The organism is Microvirga sp. P5_D2 (assembly GCF_054049475.1).
The window spans coordinates 20,497-41,629 of the sequence record NZ_JBFUMH010000036.1 but is presented as its reverse complement, the minus strand read 5'-3'; the positions used below and the strand labels follow the sequence as shown (position 1 = coordinate 41,629).

Below are 21,133 nucleotides of genomic sequence, written 5' to 3'. Positions count from 1 at the left end.
GTATAACCTCGTCGCAGCGACCATGGCGACCTCGACGCGGTTTCTGACACCTAGCTTTTCCATGATGGCGGTCACGTAGCTTTTGACCGTCTTCTCCGTCAGGCCGAGCTCATCGCCGATGCGCCGGTTGCTGAAACCCTGGAGGATCAGCATCAGTATCTGCTCCTCGCGCGCGGTGACTTCGGGGAAGCGGCTTGGGGTCGATGGTTCACGAGTCTCCGTGATTCTCGACATGAAGAGCTGCGCCGCGAAGCTCGGCGACACATAGCTTTGGCCTTTGTCGACGGTGCGGATGGCATTCACGAGTTCGGAACTGCTGGTCCCCTTGAGAAGATAACCGCGCGCTCCCTTCCGCAAGGCGCTGCGGACTTCCTCCTCGTCATCGACGACCGTGAGCATCAGCGTCTTCGTCGCGGGATAGCGCAGCGCGATCCTGGCGGCGGCGTTGATCCCGCCGCCCGGCATGTTCATGTCGAGAAGCAGAACATCGGGGGTGTGCTCCTCGGCGATCTGAACAGCATCGGCAGCTGTGCCGCCCTCGCCGACAACCTCGATATCGGCCTCTGATTCCAGGGCGAAGACCACCCCATCCCGGTAGAGCATGTGGTCGTCCACGACCCCGACGCGGATCTTACGCTGCATCCGCCACTCCCATGGTCAGAGGCAGGGATGCCTTGATGCAGGTTCCTGCTTCCGGCCTGCTTCTCATGTTCACGGTTCCACCGATGCTCTCGATCCGGTCCCGAAGTCCCGCCAGGCCGAAGCCCGGCTGCTTCATCTGGCCCTCTGGATCGCACATGCCCGGACCCTTGTCCGAAACCTCGATGTCGATGGAGATTCCATCCCAGGTAATGTCGACCTTCTGGCCCCGGCCGCCCGCGTGCTTGAAGGCGTTGTTGAGCCCTTCCTGCACGAAGCGGCACAGGGCGATTTTCACGAATTGCGGAGCCTGTTCCGGTAGTTCGGCGATGTTGCAGATGATGCTCGTTCCCGTCGTGCGTTCATGAAGACGGATCATGAAGGTCAATGCTTCCCTCAAGGACAGTTTCTCGACTTCCGGGAGGAGGAGACCCTTGCAGATGTTTCTGATGTCGGTGAGTGCATCCGACAGGGCCTTTTGCGTTCGCCCCAGATTGTCATAGTCTTGCGGGCTGCCATGAACCTTGCTCAGGCGCAGCAGAGCAAGGCTGACCAATTGGGCAACGCCGTCATGCAGGTCATATCCCATCTGCCGTAGAAAGCGCTCGTTACTTTCCGTTGCATTCTGCGCCGCACGCTCGATTCGCTCGTGCAGGACGCGGTTCTGCTTGAGCAGGCCTGACAACTGCGCCACGCGCATGCTGAGCGCCGCACGCTGATGGTCGATAGTCTTGCTGCCATTGGCCACGATCACGAACAACGCGCCCATCATGTTCAACGTGATCAGGATCGTGGCGATCCAGGTTTGCCACTCGGCCGCGACGAGCTCGGCCTCCAGCGCTTGCGCGCGCTCGTGAAACTCGACGGCGGCAATGATCTTGCCGGTTTCGCTCTCGCGGATGGGAGCGAAGACCTTGAAGTGCGCATGGCCCGCATCCCGCTGATCGATATGCGCTTCCTGGGAAGCGTCCTCGAACTGCACCGAGATGGTGCCAGCCCATACGGCTTGAGAGGCCGGTGCCTGTTCGAGTCGTTCTCCGACGAGTGTCTGGGCGCTGCTATAGACAATCACCCCATCGCGCCTCCAGACTCTCAGCGACAGGATGTTCGTGCGAAGATCGGGCCGCTCCATGTCCCGATCAAGGTCGCTGATGGTCTTCTCGGACAGAGTCCCGCGGAATGCGAGTTCCTGAAGATGGGGCGTGATGAAGCTGCTGACGGTGAGTGCGGCGGATGCGGCTTTGAAATCTGAAACGCTTTTCTCGATCTGCCATGAGACCCAGGTGCCCAACGCCAGCATTCCGACCAGCATTACCGCGAAAGCCGTGAGAAGGAATTGCCCGCTGAGGCTCATTCGTCGTCCAGGTTTTGACCCTGGATCCGTTTCGAGCCTAGCACCTTGAGAAACGTACACCGCGGCGATCCCTCTGACCTCCGCACGGACCCTTCTGGACGGGGTCTGCTTAGAGGCTTTCCAAAGTAGAGCCGAGCTTCCATGGCTGTAAATACTACCCGAAAGAGGTAGTTCATCGATGCCGAGGGCGCCAGGGTGCGAACGAATAACAAATGTTATAATAATGAGATAACGATAATAGGAATTTGTGTCTGCCGGTGAAAGTAATGATGTCGATGTGATCGGCTTTGATGTTGTATCGTAGTGGACTTTGGTCGAGTGGTCGACCAAGGTCCCGGATGACCTTGAGATCACTATCGGACCTAGGTCCCTTTGCCGGCAATAGGACCTCAGACCGTCTAGTGAGCAGCCTCCCTCTTTGACCAGAATGTGTCTGGTAGCCGTCAATTTTGCGGCGATAGATTGGGAGGGAAACTATGGTCAATCTCGTCAGGCACGATCTCGAATTCATTCTGAAGCAGATCAAAATCGCTGAGGCCAACTCGTCAGCTCATTCAGGTGAGGRCGCGAAGAAGTTGACCGAAATCCGCGTCGATGCGGACGGCAACGTCGTCGCGGAAGGCGGAGCGCTGGCTGTTCCGACGACGCTGTCTCCCTACGGCCTGCGCACGGTCGATGGCAGCTACAACAATCTCGTCGATGGACGCAATGAATGGGGCGCTTCGGACACGCCCTTCGGACAACTGACGGATCCCTACTGGCGCGACGAGCAGGACGATCAGATCGTCTTCGGAACGCCTCAGAACTCCGTCACGATGAACAATAACAACTACGGTAACGCCGGAAACGTCGTAGACGCAGACCCGCGCATCATCTCGAATCTGATCGTCGATCAGTCGCTGGACAACCCCGCCGCCATCTATGCGGCATTGAGCTATGCCGGCGTTACCGGCCAGGCGCTTTTGACGACAACGCAGGCCATTCGCGCGGCCAAGGAAACCCTCGATGCGGCCATCGAGAACGCTGAAAATTCAGGTGGTGACATTTCGGCGCTCGAGCAGGCTGTGGAGGATGCTCAAGCCGCGGCTGATTTGGCACAGGCTGCTGCCGATGCGGCGCAGACTGAAGCGGATGCCGATCAAGCTGCATACGAAGCCGCCGTTGCGGATGCTCAACTCGCCGAGACTGTTGCAGATCAGGCGCTGGATGACCTGACCGCATTTCTGATCGACGGCATCGTCCCGGATGATCAGCAGGAAGGCTATGCCGAGGCGCTCGCGAACTTCCTGACGAAGCAGACAGAATTCGGCGAGGCCGAAGCTCTTGCCACGACCCGAGGCCAGGAGGCCCAGGCTTCCGCCGGTATCGCGGAGACGAAAGCCGCCAATGCAGCAGAAAAGGCGGCAGAGGTCGATCAGGCTCAGCAAGCACTCGATGATGCCCTGGCTGCTAACGGCGATGCCGCTGTCGCTGCTGCCCAGATTATCTTGGATAAGCTGCTCGACGATAACGGCGTCGTCGTCGACAACAACAGCGTGGTGCTTCCCAACGTATCTCCCGACGAAGGCCTGTCGGCTCAGTACAACAGCTGGTTCACCCTCTTCGGCCAGTTCTTCGACCACGGTCTCGATCTGGTGCCGAAGGGCGGCAACGGAACGGTATATATTCCGCTTCAAGAGGATGACCCGCTGTATAACCCGGCCAGCCCGCACACCAACTTCATGGTGCTGACCCGCGCGCCTGCCAATCCCGAAAACCTGACGACGCCATGGGTCGACCAGAACCAGACCTACAGTTCCCACGCATCGAAGCAGCTTTTCATGCGTGAATATGCTGTGGTTGACGGCAAGCCTCTCGCAACTGGTCTGTTACTCGAAGGCGATAAGGGCGGCCTTGCCACCTGGGCCGATGTGAAGGCTCAGGCTCGCGAAGTGCTTGGCATCAACCTGACGGATGGAGACATCACGAACATTCCGATGTTCGTCATGGACGCCTATGGCGAGTTCGTGCGCGGCGAAAACGGCTTCCCGCAGATGGTGGTTTCGCTCGGCGCCGACAACGCGTTCGGCGGCGAAGGAGCCAATGCCGACGTGTTCGTGGAAGGCAATCCGGCAAGCCCGATCTCGACAGCCAATGCAGTTCGCACCGGCCACGCCTTCCTCGACGACATTGCCCACGCGGCTGGCCCGAAGACTTCGACCGGCGTCATGCTGCCTCAGGATAACGATGATGCGGTCGGCTACACTGGCGCATATGACATGCGAGGCAACCAGACCTCGTACGACAACGAGCTGCTCGATGCCCATTACATCACGGGTGACGGACGCGGTAACGAGAATATCGGCCTGACCGCCGTCCACCACGTGTTCCACTCCGAACACAACCATATGGTGGAACAGGTCAAGACCCGCGCCATCGAGTCCGGCGATCTCGACTTCCTCAACGAATGGCTCCGCAATCCGTTGGAGGCGGGCACCGCTCTCCCGGACCCGACGGATGCCGAGGCCGTCAAGGCCTTCGCGGATAGCCTCGCATGGGACGGCGAGCGCCTGTTCCAGGCCGCCCGCTTCACCACCGAGATGCAGTACCAGCACCTCGTGTTCGAAGAATTCGCTCGCAAGATCCAGCCGGACGTGGATGCCTTCGTCTTCCAGCCGTCCATGGATATCGACCCGGCAATTTTTGCCGAGTTCGCCCATGTGGTCTACCGCTTCGGTCACTCGATGCTGCGGGAAACGGTCGATCAGACCAACGCCGATGGCAGCGCGAGCAACCTGGACCTCTTCGAGGCCTTCCTGAATCCGCTGGCCTTCGGCGCCGATGGTCTGGATCACAGTCAGGCCGCAGGCGCCATCGTGCGCGGCATGACCAGCCAGGTCGGCAACGAGATCGACGAGTTCGTTACCGGCGTGCTTCGTAACCAGCTCCTCGGCATCCCGCTCGACCTCGCGGCGTTGAATATCGCTCGCGGGCGTGAAACCGGCATCCCGTCATTGAACGAGGCCCGTCGCCAGTTCAGGGAAATCGCGAGCGGCGATACTCAGCTCGATCCCTATACGAGCTGGACCGACTTCATGCTCAACCTGAAGAACCCGGCGTCCATCGTGAACTTCATCGCGGCCTACGGCACGCATATCTCGATCATGAACGCGACGACGGCAGACGCCAAGCGTGACGCCGCCTGGAAGATCGTGTTCGGCGGGGCGGGCGCGCCGGAGGACCGGCTTGCCTTCCTCAATGCCACGGGTGCCTACGCCGGAGGAAAGCTCGGCGGCTTGGAGGATGTCGACCTCTGGGTCGGCGGCATGGCCGAGAAGAAGATGGCCTTCGGCGGCATGCTGGGCTCGACCTTCTCGTTCGTCTTCGAGCTGCAGCTCGAGAACCTGCAGAATGCCGATCGGTTCTATTACCTGTCTCGCGTTCAGGGTCTCAACTTCCTCAATGAGCTGGAGAACAACTCCCTCGCCAAGATCGTGCTGAACAATACGGATCTGGGCGAAACAGGCTATGCGTTGCCGGGCGATATCTTCTCGGTGCCCGACCACGTCCTGTATGTGGACGGCAATGTGCAGATGATGTTCGGCCACACGGACCCGACGCACGACGATCCCTTCCTCGCCGCGATTTCCGATCTCGTCGAGCGTGTCGATGCCGATGGCGACGGCATTGCCGAGTACATTCGCTACAACGGCAACGATCACGTGCTCATCCAGGGCACCAACGGTAACGACCATATCGTGGCCGGCGGCGGCGACGACTCGGTCTGGGGTCGCGACGGCGACGACAAGATCGAAGCCGGCTACGGCGTGGACAAGATCCACGGCGGCAAGGGCGATGACATCATCACCAATTCCGGCACGGATATCGGTGAGGTCGACATGCTCCACGGTGAAGAGGGCAATGACGTCATCCATGGCGGCAGCGGCCTGGCTTTGATCTTCGGCAACGAGGGCCAGGACTTCATCATGGCAGGCCCGGACGGTAAGGAGGTGTTCGGCGGTACGGGTAACGACTTCATCCTAGGCGGTGACGGCGGCGACTTCCTGCTCGGCAACGAGGGTGACGACTGGATCGAGGCTGGCAACGGTTTCGATACGACAGCCGGCGACAACTCGGATCTGAACTTCAACTCGTCGATCCTCGGCCACGACGTCATGTTCGCCGGCCAGAACGAGCATGATTTCGACGCCGAATCCGGCGACGACATCATGGTCCAGGGCGAGAGCGTCATGCGCAACGAGGGCATGTTCGGCTACGATTGGTCGATCCATAAGTTCAATAACGAGGCCGCCGATTCAGACCTGCTGACACCCATCTTCACTACGGCTGAGCAGGATATCCTCCGGGATCGGTTCGACCAGGTCGAAGCACTCTCGGGCTGGAAGAACAATGACGTCCTGCGGGGTGACAACCGGGGTGACCCGAATGCGGAAGTGCCTCCTCCCGGAGCCAATGGCGACGCGGTCGAGACCGTATTCACCAACAACGAGCTGAGCCAAGCTGGCGTAAACCGCATCACAGGTCTGCGCGATCTCCTCGGCGACATGGTGGCGGCAGCTCCAACCAGCGGCGATCTGGAGAAGGTCATCGCGTTCCAGAGCGGCAATATCCTCATCGGCGGTGGCGGCAGCGACACCATCGAAGGTCGTGGCGGTGACGACGTGATCGACGGCGATGCCTGGCTCAACGTCCGCATCGGCATCTATAACGCCTCCGGTGCCCTGATCGGCTCGGCTGAGACCATGGGTGGACCGGTCACCAATGCAAGCGGCGGTTCGCTCTATGGCGGCAGGCCGCTCCATGACCTGATGCTCGACCGAACCCTCAATCCAGGGCAGCTCAAGATCATTCGCGAGATCCTGGTCGCAAACAACGAGGGCGATGTCGATACGGCGGTGTATACTGGTAATCGTGACGACTACACGGTCATCCAGCTCGACGCCGACTCCGTTCGGATCATCGACAACCGGGGCATCGACTCCTCGGAGATTGGTGACCGGGTTCACCGGGTCGAGCAGTTCCAGTTCGCTGACGGCACCATCAGTTTCAAAGAACTGGTCAATGTGGCACCGGAAATCAGCAATAACGGCGGCAACGACATCACGCTCTCGGTTAACGAGAACTCGCCCGTCAACACGACGGTCGTGGACATCGATGCGACCGATGCCAATGCCGCCGACACGCTGGTCTACTCGATCAGCGCTGGCAACGGGAGCGGCCTCTTCGCCATCGACGCGGCGACCGGGCGGATCTCCCTGACGGCTTCGCCGGACTACGAGGCTCTCCTTGCCCTCGGGCAAGCGAGTCAGACCCTGACGATCACGGTCAGCGACGGTTTCGCAACCGATACCATCGATCTTACCGTCAACATCGCCGACGTGCCTGAGCTGGTTGTGACCGGCCCGGTCACGCTCCCTGCCTCCGCCGAGGACATGGTTCGCACCATTACTCTGGAGGAGCTCCTGGCGAACGCCAACCTCGACGGCTCGACCGCAGGGCTCACCGTCAGCAACGTCACCGTTCCCGCAGGCAAGGGCACCATCGTCAGCAATGGAGATGGCACTTACGACTACACCCCTGCGMTCGATGACGAGACCGGGGTGACGATTTCCTTCACCGTCAATGGTGGCGGGACATCGGTGAACACCACGGCCACCCTCGACCTGCTGCCATACTTTGACGTGAACGGCACCGTCGGGAACAACACCCTGACCGGCGGTACGGGTCAGAATACCAACCGCGCGGAGCAGTTCCACGCGGAAGGTGGCAACGACACGATCACCCCGAACGGTGGCGATGACATCATCTTCGGCGGTGCGGGTAACGATACGGTCGCTGGCAATGGTGCAGCCGGAAACGGCAACGACATCATCGTGGCAGAGAACAACGACGGCAACGATACCTATAACGGCGGTGCCGGCATCGACACCTACGACATGCGCCGGGTAAACGGCAATGTCACGGTGAACTTGGCGGACACGACCAGTGGCACCAGCGGGGCAGCTGGAACCGATAGCCTCTCAGGCATCGAGAACGTCATCGGCGGCCGTGGGAACGACACCCTTCTGGGTGACGGCAACGACAACCTGCTTCGCGGCCATGTCGGCAACGACTCGGTTTCGGGTGCAGGTGGAAACGACAGCCTGTTCGGCGATGCCGGCAACGATACCATCACCGGCGGAAGCGGGCGGGACACCATGACCGGCGGTGCCGGAGCGGACCGGTTCGTCTTCGACGATGGTGATACCGGCACCGGGATCAACGGACGCGACGTCATCACCGACTTCGTGCAGGGCCAGGATCTGATCGATATCGACGGCATCGATGCGAACCTTGCCATTATCTCGGGCGGCGGAGATCAGGACTTCACCTTCATCGGAAACGCTGCGTTCACGCAGAACGGGCAGGTTCGTTATCGGCACGAAACCGTCAATGGGGTGATGCACACCATCGTCGAGGGACGCGCAACCGGCACATTGGGCGCCTTCGGAAATCCGGTCTTCTTCGAGATTGCGATCCGCGGTCAGCATAATTTGACGGCTGCGGACTTCGCCGGGATCACCAATGTGCAGGCAGCGGGGAATCCGGCGGGGCTGGTCGCGGCTCGCTCGTTGAGCGTGGCCGAGAACGTGACGGCGGGCACGGTGGTTGCAACGCTGGCGGTGCTCGGATCCGAAGAGGTAGGCGGTGTCACTTACTCGCTTCAGGGGGCTCAGGCTGACCTGTACGAGATCCAGGGCAACCAGGTCGTCCTCAGACAGGGAGCACAGGTCGACTTCGAGAAGGCTTCAACGCACCAGTTGACTGTTGTTGCCATGACCGATGGCGAAACTCACGAGGAAACCTTCACGATCCATATCGAGGATCTGCAAGGCATCACGTGGGCCTCCGGATCGTCACGCTCTCAGAGCGTTTCCGGCAGTGCCGAGGACGATACGATCAGGGCAGGCAAGGGCCATGACCGTGTCAACGGGCTCGAAGGCAACGACAGACTCCACGGCGGTGACGGCAACGACCGTATCGACGGTGGCGTCGGCGCCGACCGGATGTGGGGTGGACGCGGCAACGATGTCTACTTCGTCGATGACCAGGGTGACCGGGTCTTCGAGACCAGAGGGCAGGGCATCGACACGGTGAAAGCTGGCGTATCCTTCTCCCTCTCCGGCACCCATGTCGAAAAGCTCATCCTGACGGGGTCGGAAAACCTCGACGGCACCGGCAACAGCCTCGACAACTTCCTGATGGGCAACGGCGGACACAACGTGCTCAAGGGCGGACGCGGTCACGATACGCTCCGGGGCATGAGCGGTAACGACACGCTCGACGGCGGCTCCGGCCGTGACCGGGTCAACGGCGGCGCCGGCGACGACGTCCTCAAGGGTGGAGCGGGCGACGACCGCCTCACCGGCGGCAYGGGAGCGGACACCTTCGTCTTCCAGAAGGGTGGTGGCCGCGATGTGGTGACCGACTTCCGCCATGGTCAGGACGACATCGACGTGAGCCGCCTCAATGGTGTCAACGGCTTGTCGGACCTGGACATCCGACAGGAGGGCAGAGACACCCTCATCCAGCATGACACGAGTATCCTCGTGCTCAAGGGTGTCAACGCATCCGATCTCGACAGCAGCGACTTCATCTTCTGATCAGCCCTGCTTGAGATCGAATGGCCCCGCCGGGAGCACTCCCCCCAAACCCTCCCGGCGGGGATCCTTACAGAATGTCGCGGTGCATCCCTTGAGGCCAAGCGAGGCACCGGACGACCCCATCTTTCGAGGCAACGCCGATGACACACCTTTCCAAGAAAAGCCCAAGCCTTCTGGCCTCCTGTCGCGGTGCCTTCATCGGCGTCGCTGTCCTGAGCGGCCTCGTCAACCTGCTCTATCTCTCCGGTTCGATCTTCATGATGGAGGTCTATGACCGCGTGCTCCCCAGCCGGAGCATTCCCACGCTGGTCGGCCTCTCGATCATCATCGTGGTTCTCTATCTCTTCCAAGGGCTGTTCGACATGGTGCGTGGCCGCATCCTGGCACGGGTCGGCGCGGCCGTGGATGAGGATCTCAGTCAGCAGATTTTCCAGGGGCAGCTCAATGCACCCCTCAAAGGAAAAGTCGAAGGCGACGGGCAGCAGCCCCTGCGCGATCTCGACCAGCTGCGTGCTTTCCTGGCAGGCGGAGGCCCGACCGCGCTCTTCGATCTTCCATGGATGCCGCTTTATCTCTTCATGTGCTTCGCCTTCCATCCCTGGCTTGGCGCCGTCGCTGTCGGCGGAGCATGCCTGCTCGTGATGGTCACGCTCCTCACCGAGCTCATGACCCGCGATGCAGCCAAAGCCGCCGTGAGCGCGGGCCTTGTACGGAACGGAATTTCCGAGGGTGCACGCCGCAACGCGGAAGTAGTGCGCGCCATGGGAATGGGGCAGCGGATCGGCACGCTGTGGGGCGATGCGAATTCGAGCTATCTCGCCCACCAGCAGCGCACATCGGATGTGGCCGGCGGTTTCGGCGCCATGTCCAAGGTGCTGCGCATGATGCTGCAATCGGCCGTGCTGGCGGTCGGCGCCTATCTCGTCATCGATGGGCAGGCCACGGGCGGCATCATGATCGCGAGCTCCATTCTCACGTCCCGCGCTCTCGCTCCGGTGGAGCTGGCCATTGCCAACTGGAAGGGCTTTGTCAGCGCCCGCCAAGGCTGGCGTCGGCTGAAGACCGTGATCGAGGCCAATGCCCGCGGCGAAGCGCCTCTCAAGCTGCCCGCGCCGCGTTCTGCCGTGACCGTGGAGAGCGCGGCGGTGGGAGCACCGGGCGGCAAGCGAATCGTCATCCAGGATCTGTCCTTCGATCTGACGGCGGGCAGTGGATTGGGCATCATCGGCCCCAGCGCCTCCGGCAAGTCCTCGCTCGCACGAATGATCGTCGGTGTGTGGCCGACCTGGCGCGGCAAGATCCGCTTCGATGGCGCGGCCATCGAGCAATGGCTGCCGGAAGATCTCGGGCGTCACATCGGCTACCTGCCGCAGGATGTCGAATTGTTCTCAGGATCTGTGGCGCAGAACATCGCCCGCTTCGACGGCAAGGCGAAGGCCGAGGCGATCATCGCCGCCGCGCAGGCTGCGAATGTCCATGAGATGATCCTGCAGCTGCCCGATGGCTACGAGACGCAGGTCGGCGAAGCGGGCGCAGCCCTTTCCGGCGGCCAGCGGCAGCGCATCGCGCTCGCCCGGGCTCTCTACGGCGATCCCTTCCTCGTGGTGCTCGACGAGCCGAACTCGAACCTCGACAACGAAGGCGAGCAGGCGCTCACCACCGCGATCAGGAGCGTCAGGGCGCGCGGGGGCATCGTGATCGTGATCGCTCACCGGCCGAGCGCGCTCGCGGGGGTTGATCTGCTTCTCGTGATGGCGGAGGGGCGCATGCAGAGTTTCGGCCCGAAGGACGACGTTCTGAGCAAGGTCCTGCGCCCTGTGCCGGCCCCTCAAGCGGCAGAGCCACGGATGCCTGCCGTCACCCCTCTAAAAGTCGGTTAGGATTTGGGAGAGCGTCATGAAATCAGAAACCAAACTCAGCGCACGTGCCGCCATCCGCCGATATTCGATGCTCGGCCTGTCATCCGCGTTCTTTCTCGTCGGCGGACTCGGTGGATGGGCGGCGGTGACGGAGCTCTCCGGAGCTGTCGTCGCACCGGGCACTCTCGTGGTCGATAGCCACGTCAAGAAAGTTCAGCATCCCACCGGTGGCGTCGTCGGCGAAATCCTTGCCCGCGATGGCGACCGGGTCCGGGCCGGGGATGTGGTGATCAGGTTGGATGAAACGGTTGCGCGTGCCAACCTCGCCATGGTCGCCAAGAGCCTGGACGAATTAGCCGCGCGCCAAAGCCGCCTCGAAGCGGAGCGCGATGGCCTGAAGCAGGTTACTTTTCCGGTGGCATTGACCAGCCGACTCCATGAGCCGGACCTGGCAAAGCTCATCAAGGGCGAGAACCACGTTTTCGAGGATAGCAGTGCGGCGCGTGCGGGCCAGAAGGCGCAGCTCAAGGAGCGCATCGCGCAGCTGCAGGAGCAGATCGACGGCCTCAAGCTTCAGGTCACGGCCAAAGCCGACGAGATCCAGCTGATTCAGGACGAGTTGACGGGCGTAGAGCAGCTCTGGCGCAAGAACCTCGTGCCCATCACCCGCGTGACGGCGCTCAAGCGTGAGGAGACACGCCTGCGCGGCGAGCGCGGGCAGCTCATCTCGAACATTGCCCAGGCGAAGGGCCGGATCGGCGAAACGGAGCTTCAGATCATCCAGATCGATCAGGATCTCAGAAGCGAAGTGTCAAAAGAGCTGCGTGAGGTTCAGGCGAAGATCGCGGAATTGGTCGAGCGTAAGGTGGCCGCGCAGGATCAGCTGAAGCGCATCGACATCCGCGCACCTCAGGATGGCCTTGTGCACCAGTCGATCGTTCACACCATCGGCGGTGTCATCAATGCCGGCGAGCCCTTGATGTTGGTCGTGCCTGAGGCGGACGAGCTCTCCATCGAGGTGAAGGTATCGCCCCAGGACATCGACCAGCTGCGGCCCGGTTTGGATACGATGCTCAGGCTGTCGGCCTTCAATCAACGCACGACGCCGGAGGTCAAAGGCAAGGTGAGCTTGATCGCAGCCGATCTGGTAACGGATCAGCGGTCAGGGGTGCAGTATTATCCCGTCCGCATCTCGTTCGCGGAAGGTGAGCGGGAGCGTCTGGGTTCCCTGAAACTGCTGCCCGGCATGCCGGTCGAAAGCTTCATTCAGACAGGATACCGCACCGTCTTCTCTTATCTCACGAAGCCGGTTGCGGACAATCTGACCAAGGCCTTCCGTGAAGAGTAGGGGCCTTCATCGGGCCTTCGGCAGTGAAAAGCCCTCGGTCATTATGGATCGGGGGCTTTTTGCTGGAATGAATGTGAGGATCGAGAGGATTACGGTCCCTGATATTCGACGAGCGCTTCCTTGTAGATCGCAGTCATGAGCTTGCCGTCCTGGCGCACGACGCCGCGATACATGCCCGAGCAGTTGAAGGGCAGGGAGACGTTGCCGGCGTAATCCACGGCGATGATCCCACCCGTGCCGCCGGCGGGCTTCAGCATGTCGATCACGACCACGCGCGCGGCGTCGTCCAGGGACTGGCCCGCATAGCGCATGCGGGAGGCGATTTCATGGGCTGCGGCGTAGCGGATGAAAATCTCTCCATGCCCGGTTGCCGAGATGGCGCAGGTCTCATTATCGGCCCAGGTGCCTGCGCCGATCACGGGGCTATCACCGACGCGCCCGGGCATTTTCGCCGTCATGCCGCCGGTGGAGGTGGCTGCCGCGAGGTTGCCACTCCGGTCCCGTGCCACGGCTCCAACGGTGCCGTGCTTGCGGGACTCGTCCTGATCCTCCGCGCCGCTATTGCGCATGTCGAGGGTCTTCTGCAGAGCCTCCCAGCGCTGCTCGGTAAAGAAATAGGACGGTTCCTCGAAGGCGAGGCCCTGAGCGCGGCAGAACTCCATGGCGCTTTCGCCGATGAGAACCACATGGCCCGAATGTTCCATCACGGCGCGGGCGGCGAGAATGGGATTGCGGGGGCCGCAGATCCCCGCGACGGCACCGGCGGAACGGTCACGTCCGTCCATGATCGCCGCATCCATCTCCTGCTTGCCCGCCGAGGTGTAGACCGCGCCGCGTCCCGCGTTGAAGAGCGGCTCGTCCTCAAGTGCCATCACGGCCGCCGACACAGCATCGAGCGCGCTGCCGCCATCGGCCAGAATGGTGCGGCCCGCATCGAGTGAGCGGCGCAGGCCCGCGTGATAGGCCGCCTCGCGCTCAGGCGTCATCGTGCTGCGCCGGATCGTGCCCGCGCCGCCATGGATGGCGAGAGCGAAATTGGTGTCGGATGAAGACGTGCCGGTCATGGGATTTCAGGCTCTTGATGTGAGGTGGAGGGCATCGCGGAAGGCGGGCAGATGGTGGCCTGCGCGGCCCGTCATGGGGCCTGCTGCCACGAGCGAGTCGAGGACGGCCTCCTGCGTCGCATCGGCCATGGCCTCGAACAGGAGATCGATGCGGTTTTCGTTGAGAATGCGCAGATCGTTGAGCGCCGTACCCTCATCGTGTGAGATCATGTTGGCTGTGGTGAACCCGAGCGCGATGTCRCCGCTGCCATGGCCCCAGAAGGAGCCGAGGCGTGCGAGGCCTGCACCGGAGCGGCGGATGACGCGCTTCAGTTGCCGGTCACTCAAGGGAATATCTGTCGCGGCTATCATGATGATGGAGCCCTTCTCCGGGGCCTTTGCATCCGCCGTTGTCAGAGGCGGCGCGATAACTCTGCCATCGGGAAGTCGCAGGTCTCCCAAACGGCCGAAATTGGAGAGAACCAGCACGCCAAGATGAAAGCTTTGCCCATCGAGATCCAGTCGCCGGGACGACGTGCCGATGCCGCTCTTGAAGCCGAAGCTACGCATGCCGCAGCCGGCACCGACGGAGCCGGTCATCACATGCGAAGAAGCCTCCGCGATGGCGAGGTGGGCATCCTCTTCCGTGACCGTGAGGGCCTGGATGTCATTGAGATAACCGTCGTTGCATTCCATCACGACCGGGTTCACGGTCGCGGTCTGGCGGCCGATATCCGGATTATGTGCGATGGCATGGCGCACGAGCGCCGTGTAGCAGGTGCCGACCGACAGGGTGTTGGTGAGAAGGATGGGCGTCTCGATGACACCTAGTTCCTCCACCTGAACAAGCCCCACGCTCTTGCCGAAGCCGTTCAGAACGTGGGCGGCTGCAATCGGCTTCTTGCGGTAGAGATTGCCGCCATGCGGCAGCACGGCGGTCACGCCGGTGCGGATATCGCCCTGAACGAGGGTGCAGTGGCCGACGCGAACGCCCGGAACATCCGCGATGCTGTTGAGAGGGCCCGCGGGCAGGGCACCGCAGGCGAGGCCGACATCCCTTGCGCGCAAGGTTTTCATGTCAGGGGCACTCCGCTTTCACGTAGGCAGCGATCTCCGCATGCGTGGCGATCCATACATCGGAGCGCTTCGTGATTTCTTCCAAGAGCTTCTCCAAAATCCAGATGCGGGAGCGGTAGCCGGTCACATGCGGGTGCATGGTGAGCAGGAAAAGGCCTCCCTCTTCATAAGCGCGCTCGAACTCGCGAATGAAGATATCATAAACGGAGGCGGGTGGCGTGTGGGGGCGAAGACCATTGAAACGGTGCATATTGAAATAGACCGCGTCATCGCGGATCCATTCCACCGGCAGCTCGACGATGCCTGTCGGCGCGCCCTTTTCCAGAAGCTCATAGGGGTCATCATCGGCCATGAGCGAGGAATCGTAGAGCAGCCCGAGTTCACGCTCGATCTGGAGCGTCGTGGGGCTGAAGTCCCATGAGGGAGTGCGCAGGCCCACCGGGCGCACGCCGGTGATCCGCTCCAGGGTATCGGCGGATCTGAACATCAGGTCGCGCTCGATCTCATAGGGAAGCTGGCTGTTCAGTTCATGAATCCAGCCATGAATGCCGATCTCGTGCCCTTCAGCCACGACGCGGCGCTGCTCGTCCTCATAGAGGAGGGCTGCGACGGCGGGCACGAAGAATGTGGCCTTCGCGTCGTATTTGGCGAGCGCGTTGAGGATGCGCGGCACGCCCCGGCGGTTACCGTACTGGCCCTGCGACATGCGGCCGATGGACTTGCCGCCGTCGCGCAGCTCATTGGTCTCATGGTCGGAATCGAAAGACAGCGCGACGGCGCAGCGCGCGCCGTTCTTCCATCGGTCAGGCTTCATGGACCGTCCGGCGCGCACATGCTCGACCTTGCTGCGCCAGGTTTGCTCTTCCCACGTCCAGGGCTGAGTGCCAATATCGTCCATGATGTTTCAAATCCTTCAATGAAAAGCAGGTATCACGAGCGGCCGCCATCGACCGAGATGATCTGGCCGGAAACCCAGCCGGCGGCGTCGGAAGCCAGGAACATGACCGTGTTGGCAATATCCTGCGGATGACCGAGGCGGCGGGTGTGGATGCTCTCCACAAGGCGCGCCTGACCCTCGGGCCCATAGCTTTCCCACTGGCGCTGCGTGGCCGGGTTCGACAGCACGAAGCCGGGGGCCACACTGTTGACCGTGACGCCGTAGGGGCCGAGCTCGAAGCTGAGCTGCTTCGTCAATCCGACGAGCGCGTGCTTGGAGGCCGTATAAGCCTGGATGCCCGTCAGGCTCGGGCGAAGCCCCGCGCCGGATGAGATGTTGACGATGCGTCCGAATCTCTGGCGTTTCATGTGAGGGACCACGGCCTGAGAGCACCAGAAGGCCCCATGCACATTGGCCTCGAACAGAACAAGCCATTCCTGCTCGCTTACCTCCTCGACGGGCTTTGCTACCTGGCCCCGCACGCCTCCGGCGCAGTTTACGAGAATGTCGATGCCGCCCAGAGACTGCGCCATGTCGTCCATGGCGCTGGCCACAGCCGCGCGGTCAGCGAGGTCGAGGATACGGGTGGCTTTGGCCCCTGCCTCGGCGGCTGTGCGAAGGCCTGCCTCATCAAGATCGAGAGCCCACACATGCGCGCCCTCAGCCGCAAGTGACTGGACGATCGTACGACCGATGCCTTGTGCAGCGCCGGTCACGACGACACGGCGATTGGCGAAATCGAGCTTCATGATGCAAGCATCTCGTCGAGATTGGACCAGGATTGTTCACGGCGCCCGTCCTCGATGTCGTGGATCAGGCTGACCAGCTTTTCGATGGCCGGTGTTGGGATGCCGGCTTCCTGGCCGAGCGTGCCGATGATGGCGATCTGCGCATCAACCTCGGTCTTGCGCTTGCGCACGGCGAGGTCGCGCCAAATGCCCGAATGGGTCTTCGCGGTGTGACGGTTGAACTCCGCCATATCGGCGACGGAGCGGCGGGCCTCAGCCTCATCGGCACTCGGCCTGAAGGCCTTGGGGTCGAAACCATTAAAGCCTAAGGGGGAGACGCCTTGAGCCATCGCTACGGTCATGACTTCCTGACCAAGCTTATGGAATACGGGGAAGTGGCGCTCCGACGCGAGGTTCTCCGACATGGAGGCGTTCGTCAGGGCTGTGGCGAACAACAGCGAGCCGTATCCGAGCTTGCCCCAGAGATAGCCCCAGATATTGTCCGTGAGCACCGCCTTCGGCTCGAAGATCGACAGCAGGCGATGATAATCACGCACCGCATCCGTGGTCTTCCCATCGATGCCGCCGACCGCGACGGCGGCACGGTTGCCGAAGAGAATGCGGCCCGGCTCCAACCAATCCGCTCCGAAATTCACGAAGCAGCCGATTGTGCGCCCTGCGCCGATCTCTTCGGCGATGACGATCTCGTTCAATCCGTTCTGCGCGGAGAGCACCGTGCCATCGTGGGCGAGGTGAGGCTTCAGCGCGCGCACGGCATCGCGGGTATGGTGTGCCTTCACGGCCAGAATGACTCGCTTGAACTGACCCGTTACGTCCTCGGGTTTCGCAGCCCGAACAGGCTGCTGGAACGTCTCGACCGGGCCTTCGATGGAAAGGCCGTCGCGGTTCATGGCATCCACATGCTCGCTGACGATATCCACGAGCAGCACATCCTCGCCAGCGCGGGCGAGATAGGCGCCGAGCACGCCGCCGATAGCGCCCGCGCCCCAGATCAGGATCGTGTTCTCGTTCATCACCAGTTCTCGATAAGTGCGCGGGTCTCAGAAATGGCGACCTGCCAGACGGCATCCATGTCTTCGTCGGAACGCTGGTAACGGCCGCCGAAATTACCATCGCCGAGGACCTCGCGAACGCCCGCAGGGCCGAAGGTGCGCATGCGGTCGAGATCGACCATGGGCTTCTGGTGGTCGGGCTGTGTAATGCCTGGCAGGCGGGTCCAGGGGAAGTTCTCCATCCAGGAGGCATGCGATGCCACCGGATCGATCTCCTTCACCTTCTCGAAGGTGCGGGGCGCGTTCCACCAGTTGTGGAATTTCACGCGGCAACCTTCGTTCTGGCCCATCCACTCGATGGCGGCCGTGTGCCCCGGCGTGTTGCCGCCGTGGCCGTTCACGAAGAGAATTCGGCGAAAGCCCGTGCGCTTCAGGGAATCCAAAATGTCCGTAATGATGCGCAGATAAGTATCGGCCTTGAGCGAGACCGTGCCGGGGTAGGCCATGAAATAGGGCGTGATGCCGTAAGCCTGAACAGGGAAGACCGGAATGCCGAGCGGCTCTGCCGCGTCGACCGAGACGCGTTCAGCCAGGATGCTGTCCACCGAGAGGCTCAAATAGGCGTGCTGCTCCGTGCAGCCGAGCGGAACGACGGCGCGGTCATCCGTCTTCAGATATTCTTCCACCTGAAGCCAGTTCATCTCACTGATTTTCATGCAGACTTTTCCTCTTGATTGTTGGTGGACGAGCGCAGGCGCTCGAGCACGGGCAGCAGCGTGGCGCGGATGGCATGGGGGTCCGGCATATAGCGGAACTCCATGGCGTTCCGGTCCGGCGGCAGCAGCTTCCTGATGGTTGCTTCCGCGCCGCTGGCATAGACGGCCACATCGACACCGGCGAGAAATGCCGCGAGGTCGGGCGCAGTGATCAGGCGCACTTCCACGTCGGATACGTGGGGCGCGAAGCGCAGGACGCCGGGCTTCATGAGCGCCGTGAATTCCGGAAAGATCGACACGATTCCGATCCGCGCCATCGGGTCGATCATCGCGAGCTGCGCGCGTGTTTCCTCGGCCGGAATGAAGCTCAGGCCCACGACTGGAATGCCGCTCGGCACCAGATGCTCGACCTCACCACGACGATGCGCCAGCGTCACGCACACATCGCAGGGCAGGGGAAATGTCTCGCCGGCATGCAGGGCATCTACGGTCGTCACGACGATGGAATCATTTGCGCCGATATATTCCTGGATCCGGTTGGCGTATTGCTGGGTCGTCTCGACGAAGTTGCCCACCATCACCAGACGAAGCGGGCGCGTCGGTGTGGGTCCGCGTGCGGCGCGTGCATTGACCAGCGACGAAACGACCGATGGCGCGAGGCCCAAATGCTCTGCTTCATTGAAGAGCATTTCGATATGGCGCTGGATTCTTCGAATGGCAGTGGAGCGTATGCCGTCGCTGTTGCTTGCTTCCCCGACATACGTGCCCGCTCCGGGCTTCGCCTCGACGAGCCCGGCTTCGCGCAGTTCCCGGTACACGGTGGCAACCGTCATGTGCGCGATGCCGGCGCGCTCCGCCAGTTCACGCACGGAGGGCAGGCGCTGGCCGGCAGGCAATTCACCAAGGGCGATGCCGAACTCGATCAGGCCGCGCAGCTGCACGCCCAGCGGTACAGGAAGCGAACGGTCCAGCGCAGCGGCAAGGTTCGCGAGAATCCGGTCTTCGGGAGGTTGTTCTGTTTCGGAATAACAGTTTCTCTCAAAGGCCCCAGAGGATGATTGACTTTTAGGCACGGTGCAGTTGACTTTTCTAAATCGGGTGACCTACCGTTCTAATCGATAAGAACACCTTGGACGAAAAGCCAGGGCGTTAGCAAGAGGGGAAGTGCATTGAACAAAAATTTCAAGTTGGGCGGATCGCTCGTTGCCGCTCTCATGCTCGGAACTGTGCTCGGTGGCGCAGTGTCGGCGCAAACACTGACCATGGGCCTGCGTGCAGGCCCTGACTCCATCGACCCGCATTGGTCGACCCTCGGCAGCCAGGCCGAGGCCCTGCGGCACATCTTCGACAYGCTCGTGATGTCGGACGAAAATCTTCAGCTGAAGCCCGGCCTTGCAACGTCCTGGAAACCGATCGACGACACCACCTGGGAGTTCAAGATCCGCGAAGGCGTGAAATTCCACGACGGGTCCGAGCTGACGGCCGAGGACGTGAAGTTCTCCATCGACCGCATTCCGGTCGTCACCGGCCCGATGAGCATGACCATCTACACGAAGCAGGTTGCGGAGACGAAGGTCGCCGATAAGTACACCCTGCACGTGAAGACCAAGGCTCCGGCTCCCACCCTGCCGAACGATTTCATCCGCCTCTTCGTCGTGTCGAAGTCCGTCGGCATGGAGGCGCGTAACGAGCAGTTCAACTCCGGCAAGGCCGCCATCGGCACGGGCCCTTACAAGTTCGTGTCCTGGGAACCGAAGGGCGACCTCGTCGTCGAGCGGTTCGACGGATATTGGGGTGAGAAGCAGCCGTGGCAGAAGGTGGTCCGCAAGGAAATCCCGAGCGATCCGGCTCGCATGGCAGCTATGAAGTCGGGTCAGGTGGATCTCGTCAACTACGTGCCGGCGACCGATTATGCAGCGATGCAGAAGGACAAGTCGGTGGACACGTTCGTGGCCGACTCAGTGTATTTCCTCAATCTCACGCCGAACGTGAAGGAAACCCTGCCGAAGAAGGTGAAGGTCGACGGCAAGGAAATCGATGCCAACCCGTTGCGCGACCCCAAGGTGCGCGAAGCCATGGATCTCGCCATCGACCGCAAGACGCTCGTGCGCGTCGTGCTCGAAGGCCTCGGTCGCCCCGCAAACCAGTTGATGCCGGCGACGTTCTTCGGCGGTAACAAGAACCTGCCGGAGCGTCCCTACGATATCGCGAAGGCGAAGCAGCTGCTTGCCGATGCAGGTTATCCGAAGGGCTTCGAGATCGACTTCCACTGCACCAACAACCGCCTGCCTGGCGACTCGGCTGTCTGCGAGGCCCTCGCGCAGATGTGGTCGCGTGCAGGCCTGAAGGTGAACGCCAATGCGCTCAACGGCACAGTGTTCTTCCCGGCTCAGCAGAAGGGCGAATTCTCCCTGTGGATGAGCRGCTGGGGCACGCTGACGGGCGAGGCGAGCTATACCTACGGCTCGCTGGTGCACACCGCCGATCCGCAGATCGGCCTCGGCGCCTTCAACAAGCAGGGGTACTCGAACCCAGAGGTCGACAAGCTGCTCCAGGAAGGCAGCCGCACCATGGATGACGCGAAGCGCCGCGCGCTCTTCGAGAAGGCGACGGAGGTTTCCATGAACGACCGGGCGCTGATCCCGACCGTTCAGCTCCAGACCGTGTGGGCCGCTAAGAAGGGCATGCTCACCATCCCGCCGCGCGTCGACCAGGAAACCCTGGCCTACGAGATCAAGCCGAAGAGCTGATCTTGATCGAACCCGGCCGGATCATC

At 61.9% G+C, this 21,133-nt stretch carries 13 protein-coding genes; 4 read left to right on the top strand and 9 right to left on the bottom strand.

The genetic code is table 11. The annotated features are described in order from the left end of the window. Together ACXJKO_RS12290 and ACXJKO_RS12285 are read right to left on the bottom strand one after the other, a co-directional pair. The coding region (locus tag ACXJKO_RS12290) for a response regulator (protein ID WP_457091380.1) at nucleotides 1–642 on the bottom strand (642 nt) is incomplete at its 3' end. Continuing rightward, a complete protein-coding gene (locus ACXJKO_RS12285; RefSeq protein ID WP_457091379.1) occupies nucleotides 632–1,993 on the bottom strand; it encodes a sensor histidine kinase in 1,362 nt (453 codons plus the stop codon). The genes ACXJKO_RS12285 and ACXJKO_RS12290, both read right to left, overlap by 11 nt. A gap of 476 nt (nucleotides 1,994–2,469) precedes the next feature. Here ACXJKO_RS12285 and ACXJKO_RS12280 point away from each other — a divergent pair, with 476 nt between their 5' ends. From ACXJKO_RS12280 to ACXJKO_RS12270, 3 genes are all read left to right on the top strand, one after another. Further along, nucleotides 2,470–9,636 carry a peroxidase family protein gene (locus ACXJKO_RS12280; protein ID WP_457091378.1) on the top strand — a complete coding sequence of 2,389 codons (7,167 nt, stop codon included), beginning with the start codon at nucleotides 2,470–2,472 and terminating at the stop codon, nucleotides 9,634–9,636. Nucleotides 9,637–9,776: 140 nt separating this feature from the next. Continuing rightward, on the top strand, nucleotides 9,777–11,516 hold the full coding sequence (locus ACXJKO_RS12275) for a type I secretion system permease/ATPase (protein WP_457091377.1): 1,740 nt from the start codon (nucleotides 9,777–9,779) through the stop codon (nucleotides 11,514–11,516). Nucleotides 11,517–11,532: 16 nt separating this feature from the next. Continuing rightward, a complete protein-coding gene (locus ACXJKO_RS12270; protein WP_457091376.1) occupies nucleotides 11,533–12,843 on the top strand; it encodes an HlyD family type I secretion periplasmic adaptor subunit in 1,311 nt (436 codons plus the stop codon). Between the two features lie 89 nt (nucleotides 12,844–12,932). On the opposite strand, the gene ACXJKO_RS12265 is transcribed toward ACXJKO_RS12270, so the two are convergent. From ACXJKO_RS12265 to ACXJKO_RS12235, 7 genes are read right to left on the bottom strand one after another with little or no spacing between them, the layout of a single operon-like run. Next, nucleotides 12,933–13,907, bottom strand: a complete 975-nt coding sequence (locus tag ACXJKO_RS12265) for an isoaspartyl peptidase/L-asparaginase family protein (RefSeq protein ID WP_457091375.1) — start codon at nucleotides 13,905–13,907, stop codon at nucleotides 12,933–12,935. A 6-nt stretch (nucleotides 13,908–13,913) separates the two neighbouring features. Beyond that, entirely contained in the window at nucleotides 13,914–14,963 is a 1,050-nt protein-coding gene (locus ACXJKO_RS12260) for a DmpA family aminopeptidase (RefSeq protein WP_457091374.1), read from the bottom strand. Between the two features lies 1 nt (nucleotide 14,964). After that, on the bottom strand, nucleotides 14,965–15,861 hold the full coding sequence (locus ACXJKO_RS12255; RefSeq protein ID WP_457091373.1) for a polysaccharide deacetylase family protein: 897 nt from the start codon (nucleotides 15,859–15,861) through the stop codon (nucleotides 14,965–14,967). Between the two features lie 32 nt (nucleotides 15,862–15,893). Beyond that, nucleotides 15,894–16,649, bottom strand: a complete 756-nt coding sequence (locus ACXJKO_RS12250) for an SDR family NAD(P)-dependent oxidoreductase (protein ID WP_457091372.1) — start codon at nucleotides 16,647–16,649, stop codon at nucleotides 15,894–15,896. Next, a complete protein-coding gene (locus tag ACXJKO_RS12245; protein ID WP_457091371.1) occupies nucleotides 16,646–17,662 on the bottom strand; it encodes a ketopantoate reductase family protein in 1,017 nt (338 codons plus the stop codon). Before ACXJKO_RS12245 ends, ACXJKO_RS12250 begins: the two co-directional genes overlap by 4 nt. Further along, nucleotides 17,662–18,357 carry a creatininase family protein gene (locus ACXJKO_RS12240; protein ID WP_457091370.1) on the bottom strand — a complete coding sequence of 232 codons (696 nt, stop codon included), beginning with the start codon at nucleotides 18,355–18,357 and terminating at the stop codon, nucleotides 17,662–17,664. Before ACXJKO_RS12240 ends, ACXJKO_RS12245 begins: the two co-directional genes overlap by 1 nt. Then, on the bottom strand, nucleotides 18,354–19,298 hold the full coding sequence (locus ACXJKO_RS12235; RefSeq protein ID WP_457091369.1) for a GntR family transcriptional regulator: 945 nt from the start codon (nucleotides 19,296–19,298) through the stop codon (nucleotides 18,354–18,356). The genes ACXJKO_RS12240 and ACXJKO_RS12235 overlap by 4 nt, the downstream gene beginning before the upstream one ends. A 228-nt stretch (nucleotides 19,299–19,526) precedes the next feature. Between ACXJKO_RS12235 and ACXJKO_RS12230 the strand changes: the two genes are divergently transcribed. Further along, on the top strand, nucleotides 19,527–21,107 hold the full coding sequence (locus tag ACXJKO_RS12230) for an ABC transporter substrate-binding protein (RefSeq protein WP_457091368.1): 1,581 nt from the start codon (nucleotides 19,527–19,529) through the stop codon (nucleotides 21,105–21,107). The last annotated feature ends 26 nt before the right edge of the window (nucleotides 21,108–21,133 follow it).